Genomic DNA, 312 nt, shown 5'->3' on the forward strand with positions numbered 1-312 from the left:
TGCCCAGACGGCATCGGCATCTGCCAGCGTCTCCACCCGGATGCCCCGCATTCCTTCCACAGCGGTCTCGCCTTCGTAAACAGCCTCACAGAGAGACACCTGCCGACGGATGGCGGCGGGAAGGGCCGTTTCCAGCACCAGCACCCGCAGGCCAGCCGACCAGAGCCGATGCACAACACCGGTGGCAAGGTCTCCCCCGCCCCGGACAACGATCAGGTCATTACGATTCATGGCTCATTCCTCCGGTTCCAGACGCTGCAAAAAGACTTCCATGGAGCCGCCGCAGGCCGCAATGGCCGCGGCATCGCTGGC

The 312-nt window shown here is 64.7% G+C and carries 1 pseudogene; it reads right to left on the bottom strand.

The features are described from left to right. A pseudogene (locus tag P0G09_RS17530) lies at nt 1–231 on the bottom strand (molybdenum hydroxylase); the annotation flags it as partial. Nucleotides 232–312 lie beyond the last annotated feature (81 nt).

Origin of the sequence: Faecalibacterium sp. DFI.5.82, from assembly GCF_029076575.1 — a bacterium.
In the GTDB taxonomy this organism is placed as follows: Bacteria; Bacillota; Clostridia; order Oscillospirales; family Ruminococcaceae; genus Faecalibacterium; species Faecalibacterium duncaniae.